1 protein-coding gene and 1 pseudogene are annotated in these 1,221 nt (G+C 64.6%); both read right to left on the bottom strand.

The window, feature by feature from the left end:
* A pseudogene (locus AC1DVR_RS23420) lies at positions 1–689 on the bottom strand (hypothetical protein); the annotation flags it as partial.
* The coding region (locus tag AC1DVR_RS23415; RefSeq protein WP_478003030.1) for a type-F conjugative transfer system secretin TraK at positions 686–1,221 on the bottom strand (536 nt) is incomplete at its 5' end. The gene AC1DVR_RS23415 and the pseudogene AC1DVR_RS23420, both read right to left, overlap by 4 nt.

The following is a 1,221-nucleotide window of genomic DNA, read 5'->3' as shown; positions in this document are numbered from 1 at the left end:
ACATAGCTCTCAAGCTTGCGGACATGCGAGTCCTGCGCGGCCGCAGTCGCCACAGTGCCGTCTGCGGGATCACCGCCATTGACGCCAGCGGCTTGCGCCGGCCCCTGCAGCCCGGAGGCTTTCTCGCTTCCCGGTGCTGCCGCGAGCGTGAAACTCGTCCCGAACCCGTCAGAAGAAGCTCCTGTCCCCGTGGCACCTCCCCCCTTCCCGGCATTTCCCGACCTCACCCCCGGAAGATCCCCTGCCCCATGCGGCACCGCCGACACGAAATCCTGCCCCAGCCCGGCATCTTGGGCCGCAGCATTGGGATCAGCGGCGGCCTCGCCGCCCTTCAGGGTATTGATGTCCTGCTGCTGACGCAGAAGAGCGTCATCATATTGCGCCGTCAGATCCGCGATCTGCTTTGTCTGTTCTTCCTTCAGCGCCGTCACGGATGAGGTCAGTTCGGTGACCTGCGCCGTCAGCTTCTCGATGTCGGCCTTGCTTTGGGAAATCCAGGAGAGTTCCGGGCTCGCCGAGGAGGTGACATCGGCGATGATCGTCGGATCGATCGCGGGGCTGTCACCCGATCCGACCAGATTGGCCTCGGAGGCATTCATCACCCAGCCGAGGATGCCCAGAAGCGTCACCCCACCGACCCCGGCGAGGCCCATGATCTTCCATTGCTGTGCCTTGCGCGGATCGCTCATCGGGCACCTTCGACGACCAGCACCCAGGCGCGCTCGTTCGGTGCGAGCGTGGATTTCTCAACCCAGACGGCGAGGACATGCGACCCTTGGAAATCTTGCGGTCGGACATAGCGACCCTTGGAGCCGCCACTGGCCACCAGGATGCGGGCGCGAAAGCCCCCTGCCCTGTCGCTTGCCACGACAGCGCCATGGCCGAGGCGCGGTGTGGGCTTGCGGCCGATGTGTTTGACGATCATCTCGCGGGCAAAGGCGACCAATCMATCGCCATAGCCACCGCCTGAGATATCCGTAGCACCMGGGTCGAGGAAGGGAGCAGGGTCCGCCGCGCGTGTGTTGGAAGCACCGGTGGTAGGTTTCGTGGCGGCGGGCTGACCGGTGATTTCGATCACGACGGTCTCGGCATCCGACGTCGCACGCGGCGTGATCTCGTAGGCGATCGTCATCCCGCTCTCGGTGATCAGATGGCCGGTCTCGGGCACGAGTTTCGCCTGATCCCCGGCATAGCGGAAGAAGACGTCACCGGTCTCTTCGT

This window comes from Rhodobacter sp. P2_H5 (genome assembly GCF_056403335.1).
This window is presented reverse-complemented; position numbering and strand designations above follow the sequence as displayed.